This is a genomic window from Dictyobacter vulcani (assembly GCF_008974265.1).
In the GTDB taxonomy this organism is placed as follows: Bacteria; Chloroflexota; Ktedonobacteria; order Ktedonobacterales; family Ktedonobacteraceae; genus Dictyobacter; species Dictyobacter vulcani.
This window is the reverse complement of the sequence record NZ_BKZW01000002.1, coordinates 1,564,876-1,572,654: the sequence shown is the minus strand read 5'-3', so window position 1 is coordinate 1,572,654 and position 7,779 is coordinate 1,564,876. Positions and strand designations below refer to the sequence as shown.

The 7,779-nt window shown below is 53.0% G+C and carries 9 protein-coding genes and 1 pseudogene; 2 read left to right on the top strand and 8 right to left on the bottom strand.

The features are described 5' to 3' along the window. Positions 1-202: 202 nt before the first annotated feature. The 6 genes and pseudogenes from KDW_RS24195 to KDW_RS24175 form a co-directional block, all read right to left on the bottom strand. Positions 203-865 (bottom strand): transposase family protein, encoded by a 663-nt coding sequence (locus tag KDW_RS24195; protein ID WP_151758474.1) that lies wholly within the window; start codon positions 863-865, stop codon positions 203-205. Positions 866-1,465: 600 nt separating this feature from the next. After that, positions 1,466-1,936, bottom strand: a complete 471-nt coding sequence (locus KDW_RS36145; protein WP_151758521.1) for an IS3 family transposase — start codon at positions 1,934-1,936, stop codon at positions 1,466-1,468. Further along, positions 1,929-2,171, bottom strand: a complete 243-nt coding sequence (locus KDW_RS24185; protein ID WP_151758473.1) for a DDE-type integrase/transposase/recombinase — start codon at positions 2,169-2,171, stop codon at positions 1,929-1,931. The genes KDW_RS36145 and KDW_RS24185 overlap by 8 nt, the downstream gene beginning before the upstream one ends. Then, on the bottom strand, positions 2,063-2,350 hold the full coding sequence (locus tag KDW_RS32395) for a hypothetical protein (RefSeq protein ID WP_170296566.1): 288 nt from the start codon (positions 2,348-2,350) through the stop codon (positions 2,063-2,065). Before KDW_RS32395 ends, KDW_RS24185 begins: the two co-directional genes overlap by 109 nt. After that, positions 2,302-3,173, bottom strand: a pseudogene (locus KDW_RS36140) (IS5 family transposase). The gene KDW_RS32395 and the pseudogene KDW_RS36140 overlap by 49 nt, the downstream one beginning before the upstream one ends. A 174-nt stretch (positions 3,174-3,347) precedes the next feature. Next, the gene (locus KDW_RS24175; RefSeq protein WP_151758472.1) at positions 3,348-3,701 is read right to left on the bottom strand and encodes an IS3 family transposase; all 354 of its coding nucleotides are present in this window, start codon (positions 3,699-3,701) and stop codon (positions 3,348-3,350) included. A 334-nt stretch (positions 3,702-4,035) separates the two neighbouring features. On the opposite strand from KDW_RS24175, the gene KDW_RS24170 reads away from it, so the two are divergent. Continuing rightward, positions 4,036-4,986, top strand: a complete 951-nt coding sequence (locus KDW_RS24170; protein WP_162005572.1) for an IS110 family transposase — start codon at positions 4,036-4,038, stop codon at positions 4,984-4,986. Between the two features lie 270 nt (positions 4,987-5,256). Next, on the top strand, positions 5,257-5,589 hold the full coding sequence (locus KDW_RS24165; protein WP_162005571.1) for a hypothetical protein: 333 nt from the start codon (positions 5,257-5,259) through the stop codon (positions 5,587-5,589). Positions 5,590-5,666: 77 nt separating this feature from the next. On the opposite strand, the gene KDW_RS31980 is transcribed toward KDW_RS24165, so the two are convergent. Together KDW_RS31980 and KDW_RS24155 are read right to left on the bottom strand one after the other, a co-directional pair. After that, on the bottom strand, positions 5,667-5,897 hold the full coding sequence (locus tag KDW_RS31980; RefSeq protein WP_162005570.1) for a transposase: 231 nt from the start codon (positions 5,895-5,897) through the stop codon (positions 5,667-5,669). Positions 5,898-6,362: 465 nt separating this feature from the next. Then, positions 6,363-7,652 (bottom strand): ATP-grasp domain-containing protein, encoded by a 1,290-nt coding sequence (locus KDW_RS24155; protein WP_151758520.1) that lies wholly within the window; start codon positions 7,650-7,652, stop codon positions 6,363-6,365. Positions 7,653-7,779 lie beyond the last annotated feature (127 nt).

Here is a 7,779-nt window from a genome sequence, read left to right as displayed (position 1 = left end):
GCAAGCTCGTTGAGGTCCGGTGAGGTTGAGCAGTTGAGCTTCCGCTCCAGTCGGCCATGACCCTATTTCGACCTGTTCATAGAGTTGCCAGGTGCTTCGATCAGGCGTGGTGGATCTTCGAAAAAGAGTCTCCAGATACCTTCTCGAGTCACCGGGCATATGTACTTTGCATGATCAGAATCACTCTCCTCCTGCTCAAAGTTCACCATGCGTCCAAACGCGATGATAACTTGCAGCAGCATCGACGTGTGAAAAAATGCCGCCCTTTGCAGAGCACTTCGGGCAACAGCGGCTTGAGGATGATTCCATCTGCTTGTCGGCAATTGGACACTGATGCAAGACAATTACCTGTTTGCACTTCATACACAATGCAAACACATGCCTGCTGCGCTTTTCTCCTCCATAGCTCTGCTGACCGGTTCCCGCAACACTTTGCCATCAATGGCCACATGAACAGCGCGCTGCTCTGCCTGCATCGCGAGACGACTGGTTCGTCACCACATCGGCTTTCTGCCTCCTGCCGTAGCAACCAATCTCGAAATCGTTCATTGATCTGCTGGCTCTCCAACCGAGCGAGCGCATATTTGTACGTATTGGCACACGGCATACGCTTCCACTTCACGTTCAACTGCTCGCGCAGCCTCTCTCCTTGGTCTCGCGCCCAATCGCTGGCTCCCAACAGGCTTTTCATCCCAGCCAGTTTGGCCAGGATCAGCACGATGAGCCACGTCCGCCAACGCATATTGCTTCCCTCGGGCTGCCCGCTGATCAGGATCTGCGCACAGATGTCGTACAACGAACGCAGGTGCGATGGGCTTACTTCTTGAATGGTCTTGCTTTCCGTTTTCAGTGTGCTATATTCCATGCAGAGTCTTTCCTCGAATGACCTTGATTTTTTTTTTCATTTCTACTGGATTGACTCTTCTTTTCACCTCCCCCGGACTTTTGCGAAGCCCTGTTCTTTTTCACCCCCTTTTCTAGAATTGGAAAGCCCTGACCCTCAAAGGGGGGCCATTCATTTTTTGGCTCTCTTCAGGTATACTTGATAGGTAAGCTTTTTTGAGAATATCTCACTGAGTTCTTTTTTTGCCCATGTTCTCCCTTTTTCTCTCATTCGCGGTTTTTGGCTTGCTCCCTACTCAGACACCCACGACACCATTTCAGAGACTCCTGTCAGCAACGATGGGAGAACCGACACTTCAGGTGAGATACGACAGGCAGATATCAGTTCACACTCCTTGCGACCAGGCACAATGATGCCTCGTCCAATCACACCGCGAGTAAGACACCAATCCATAGCGACTCATACTCTCTTGCATTTCTTCGAAGCGTCCTCTCTTTCCAACACAACTCTCACCTCCCCGTTTCTGCTTCCACTCAATCACATATGATCGATACTGCACTTCGATTCCTTTATACGGATCTCGAGACAACTCTTGCCTCATCCTCTCTTGATAGCCTTCCATCAGTTCTTTCTCTCTCCCATGCTCGCTCGCCGCCTGAAATACCTCTTCAAGCCATCCTTCAAAACTGTCGAGGGCCAATCTCCAAACAGCCCCAAAAAGAACAGGACGACCAAGAGCTTGTGGCTTTCGCTCTCTTGGTTCAAGATCTCTCGATCCCTTTGGGTCAGCATTCCCCATAACTCACACATCTCCCGTTGCTCGTTCCACCTGTAGCTCACCATAAATGCTCTCGTCACGCGCTCCAAAAGCACAAAAATCTGTCTCGCACTCATTCCCTTCAGTCCCTCTGGCGTGCTCATTGCACCACGAGAGGGGGTCCCCACCTCTTCGCTCTCTGAGCTTGACCCACTTTTGTGGACAGGACAAATGGGTGGCTGGGTCATCAATTCTTCATAGTGCGTTGGGCTCAGATATCCCAAAGAAGAATGGCGACGTTGACGATTGTAAAAGCATTCAATGTATTCAAAAATGGCGTGTTAGGCTAACGCTCGTGTTGGGAAGGTGATTCCAGAGATGCTTTCCCACTTGAGCGTGCTCCAGAAACAACTCCCTAGGAGCTTTGTCATACCAGTTACCCGTTCGGCTCATGCTCACAATCAGGCCAGTTTGTGCCAGAACATCCTGATAGGCTGAACTGGTATATTGCGAACCACGATCAAAATGGTGCAGCAATCCTGGCTGTGGACGGCGGCGCGATACCGCCATCTCTCAGCCATGATGGACCAGCGTTTCATCTCGGTCTCAGGCCAGTGCCCAACCGACAATGGATCGAGAAAACACGTCCAGAATTCCTGCGAGATACAACCAGCCCTCATAGAAGCTGTGCGAAAAGGCTTCAGGGGCTGGCTCGCGCCAAGCGGCGAGTCATTAAGCGGATCATACACGTATAGATCCAGTTTTCGGTACTTTCAGGCAGAAACTCATAATCTTTGCAGAGCCGACGACAAAAGGTAAGCCAAGCGAACCTGCGTTCGACAACCCACCGACGCGGAAGAGCCCCTCGGAACCCTGTCCGCTGAGGTGGGAGGCGACGCCACTCAAAACGCAGATGGGCGAGATCATTGAGATCACGATGGGAACCCACTCCCCACGAGGTTTCGGGGTATGTTGGACCACCTCAACACTCCAATGAAACTGTTCCTCTATCCATTTTCTGCCGAAGCCCGTGTAGCCTGATCCACCCACACATGCGAGATACGAGGAAATTGCTCGTTCATTCTAGCAAACACCAATGGAACGGCTTCCCGGTCTTGCAGGTTTGCTGGATGCACTTTTGCCCGCATAATCAGCCCTAGCGTATCAGTCACAATATGCCGCTTGCGACCGCTAACTTTCTTCCCGCCGTCATAGCCACGCTCCCCCCTTTTTGACTCGTTTTCATCGATTGACTATCGATCATCACAGCCGAAGGGGTTGCTTCTCGTCCCAGCTCGCTTCTCAAGCGCTCTCGCAAGGTAGTATGGATCTGCTCCCACACGCCCGCCTTGCGCCAAATGCGGAAATAGTACCACACGGTGGACCAAGGCGGAAATTCATGGGGAAGCATCCTCCATTGGCACCCTGTACGTAACACATACCAGATTGCATTGACCACCTCACGCAGATCTGTGGTTCTTGGTCGCCCACCAGGCTTTGCTACCAGAAGCAACGGTTTAAGGATCTCCACTCTTCATCGCTGATATCACTTGGATACGATCGCCTTCTCATTATATATCTCTTCTATCATCAATCATCCCTGTTACTTGCTCTTGTCTGCTCCTTTCTTCCCATTTTATCACAGGCCTCCTGGCTCTGCTGGCTTTTCGCACAGCTTCTAGGTTCGCATCATCGTCATATCGGTGACCCACTTTTGATGAGGTGCCGTGGCCTGGAAATCTTGATTCAGAATATTCTCTGCTTTCTGGGCGGGGGGGCTTGGCGTGTCGTCGTCGTTCTCACACGTCTGGAACGGGCACACAGGCCCTGCTCGCGCAGCAAGCGGGCCACACGCTTGCGTGAGGAGCATCGATAGCCTTGCGCTTGCAGTTCCACCAGGATACGTGGGCTCCCATAGCTCTGCCAGCTGGCAGCATAAACATCCTCAATCGCCTGTTTTAACTCGCCACCTTTTCGCTGATGCTGACGCTCTCGGCGTCGGCGCCAGGCATAGTACGCACTCACGGACACGCCAAGCGTCGCACAAAGCCGCGTGACTGGCTCGTCTGCCTGTGCCTCGGCAATGCATTGATAGAGCATCGTTCGGGTTTCGAAAAGATGGCCAGCGCTTCGGACAGAATCTCTCCAAAACCTCTTGATCTTTGATTGGAACGAGTGTACTCTTCTTCTTGGAGAAGCTCAGTGGGGTAGCTCCCTGCTGGAAAAAATCCTGCAGAACCCTTCCACGCTTTGGAGTTCGACTCTTGAAAAAAACTTGGGGGGCGTGTGCGCACACCTGATATGAGGTTGAAGGCCATACTTCTCGTCCGAAGTTGGTAGAGGCACGCCCACAGGATCTCGCTTCTCCACCCAACATCGTCGTTGGTTGTCATGGAAGCAACAGGCAATGATGCCTGAAAGGCAGGAAGCGCTCATGTCACGCAAAACATCATCTCCAGATTCACTAGGAACAGTTCCCCTCCTGGCTCAAAAAACGCTGTACGTTGGCGTTGATATCGGCAAACGAACCCACGTCGCTGGCTTTCTCTCAACGACGTTGCTCGCTCGCCATCAGCGCTTTGAACATTGTCCCGCTTTCTCTTTTGAGAATTCCCGCGAGGGTTTCCGTTCGCTCATCGACCGCATCGAGACCTATGTGCCTCTTCTCCAGGTTCAGGTCTTACTTGAAGTGACTGGCCACTATCATCGAACCTTGATGCAGTATCTTCAAGAGCTTGATATTTCTGTCTATATTATCCATGTTCAGAAGCGGCGGGAAGGGCTTCTCAAATCGGATAAACGCGATGCGCTCGGTCTGGCCAACCAGCTTTACAATCAGCTAGAGAAAGGCATCCAGGTGGATGATCCTCTCCAGGCCGTTCGCCGGCTTGCGCCTCCGACTGAGGCCGCCGCCCAGTTGCGTGGAATGGTTCAGCATCACGCGGAGTTGGTCGTCGAGAGTACGCAACGCAAAAACAAGCTGACCGCAATCTGCGATGAACTCTTTCCAGAGTTTACCCGCCTCTTGCTCAATCCCAACTTACCAACAGCTTTGGCTCTGCGTTCCCGGTTTCCAACCCCTGCCCTCCTGTCCCAGGCTCGTTTCGCCGAGCTGCGCGAGGCACGAGGCAAAACCTGTAGCGTCTCCGATGCAAAACTGAGAGCCTTGCAGCACTTGGCCGCGCAGAGTATCGGGATCAAAGATCCTGCTCATAGTTATATAGTGTCACTGGCATTCAATGGCTATCATGTCACTACACATACTACTGTTTATACATATGGTGAACAGAGTAGTTCCATTACCTCTACATCAGGATCTTCGTCTGGTGCCACCATTGCACCATATTCGTTGACCACCATTGTATTACATTCCAACAGAGACTAAACGCATCGGATTCTCAGTAAAGAAAAGCCATTCCGCAGTTGTCATAACGTTACAACCACGAGATGGCTCTTCTCTTTCACTTAAAGCGATAGGTCATCATTAAACCAGAACTCGCACAACGCAAGCCATGGTATCTGGTTCAATGACATCAAAATTAGTTACTGGCGACGGCTACATCATCAACATAAAAATCAGTGGGATTCTGATTTCCGTTCGTGGCAACAAAGGCAATCTGCACGGTCTGACCTTTGTAGGCACTAATATCGAAAGATGATTTTTGCCAGCTCCCAGTCGTACTACCATCACTCAACTTTTGAGGTGTATGATCGCCTAGTAACGCGCAAATGTCATGTCGATGAGCGAACCCGGCGACTGGTTGGCCGAGAAAAGGGGATTGGGCGGCTTGCGGGACAAATGACCTCAGTCATTTTTGCACTCCTCAAAAAAGATCAGGAAATGCTTGCGCATCTGGCACCCGGAGCCACACCACCAGAACCTCAACTCTATGATTCAGCCTGCATCGAAAGCATCGCATGGGTCAATATCAATCATCGCACATCAGGTGAAAAGCCACGTAAGGAGATCCAGCTCACTTCAGATTAACTCATCTGTGAGAAATTCTCTATGAGTTTTTTTCGCATGTCACGCTCCTGACGTAAGCTCTCGTTTTCCCGGCGTAATCAACGCAGCTCTTCGTCCCGTGGCGGGTGCTGTCCACTGCCAGGAAAAGCTTCCTGGCCATGCTCTTTGAGCTGGCGCTTCCACCCGTGAAGGGTCGTATCAGAGATGCCAGGGCCACAAGCAACCTGGGCCAACGGTTTTCCACTCGTTTCCACCCACTGGAAAGCTTCTCGTTTCAACTCCAGCGGAAAAACTCGTTTTCCCTGTTCCAGGGCCTCCACCTCTTTCATCGCACGTATACACGTCTGTCCTCTCTCCCTGAAAGGGGGGCACGGGCAGTTTTCAGGTGCACCGCAACGCCATGGGCCGTCGCATGGACGGTTGCCTGGATGGGCCGCTTCCGACGATTGGCGCGCGCCTATGAAGGGCTCCCCTCCAGGAGCAAGGCGTTTATCAATGTGGCTCCCATTCGTCTCTTCTTGGGGCCTTGGCCTCCTTTCCAGGACGACGCCTTTGGGGTAAGTCCCTCGCCGAAAAACTGGGGCCACGGATCAGTACCACCTGCACCACCACCCATCCGACCACAAAACGCAGCGACCTTCCCCCGCCACAACGCTCACTGGCCGGCCGCTCTCCTCCTGCCTCCCAAGCACATCCCACCTCCTGGCCCAGACTCCTCTCCTCCTCCTGGCCCAGACTCCTCTCCTCCCGGCCCACCATCAAGCCACCACCCAGCCCCTGCCCACCTCAGCATATCACCACCCAGCCCCTGCCTCTCGTAGGCCTCTCCGTTCAACCATGGGAAGCGCACGGCAAATCTCAAAACGCAGACAGTGATGCGCCACACGAAGCGCAGACTCAACTTCAACCACATCATCTCCACGCGCAAAAATAAAACCAAGATAACTCCCCCCTTCCGGCAGCGGAACTACCTGGTTATATACCCTTGCCGTAATCTCAATACCCGTAATCAATGGCACCCCTAACGCTTCCTCCACTCCATACACCCCCTTGTACATGCCTCCCACAGGAATAGGAATCATCATCACCCCTGCTGCCTGCCCCTCACGCTCCACCTCCTCCACCAATTCTCCCAGCGCATGCCGCAAAATCAGTTCCTCAAGACTCAGCCCAGAGCCAAATTCCAAAATAGTTGAGCATAATCCACCTATCGAACGTCCCGCAATCTCCACCAGCATGGGTCCCCCCTCGTTCACACGCAACTCCGCATGCACAGGCCCTGTACACAACCCAAGCGCTCCCGCCGCCACAACAACACATTCCGCAATCGCCTGCTGCGTCTCCTCAGGGAGGCGCGAGGGAGTAACATATATGGTTTCTTCAAAAAAAGGACCATCCAACGGATCTGGCTTATCAAACAAGGTCAGCACTTTGAGCTGGCCATCTGTCAATAAACCTTCTAACGCAACCTCAACTCCTGGAATAAAATCCTCCACCAGGAGCGTTCCCTCCGCTTCAGCCACACCTTCTCCAAGAAGCAAACGCTTCACACGACCAAAGGCGACCTGAAACTCCTCCGCATTATTCGCCCGAATAACCCCACGACTCCCAGACAACCTCCGCGGCTTGAGCACACAGGGATAGGACACCTGGCTGGCAATCCAACCCGGCTCAGCCTGTAACCCAACATTACGAAAAACAGGACAGGGAACACCCCCCGTTGACAGCAGTCGGCGCATCAACAGTTTGTCCCGCGCCGCTTCACTGGCCTGGGGAGAATTACTGGCTAATCCCAAGGCAGCATTCGCATAGGCTGCTACCTCAGTGGCACTATCATCAACCGAAAGCACCGCCACAAACGGCCGCTCACGGGCATACGCCACAATCGCTTCCACCGCACTTCCCACCTGCCCAAAATCTAACCCCAGGGGCACATGCCAATACTCCGTCAGTCGCTCAGGAAGATCTAACCCCACCACTACCTCCAAACCTAAAGACTGCGCCGCCCGCAGAAAAGCACCGGCTCGATAGGTCGCCGGAGACATCAATAAGAGAATCCTTTTTCCTGCCTCTTCTCCACCCATAAACACAAATCCTACTCCTCTCTGCCCAGCGTTCAGCATCATCACCATGGGCACGATCGCGCGACCCCCCCCCCACGTCCACATCAGCCCCGCGCCAGCACACCCTCAACACGCAAAACCACGCTAT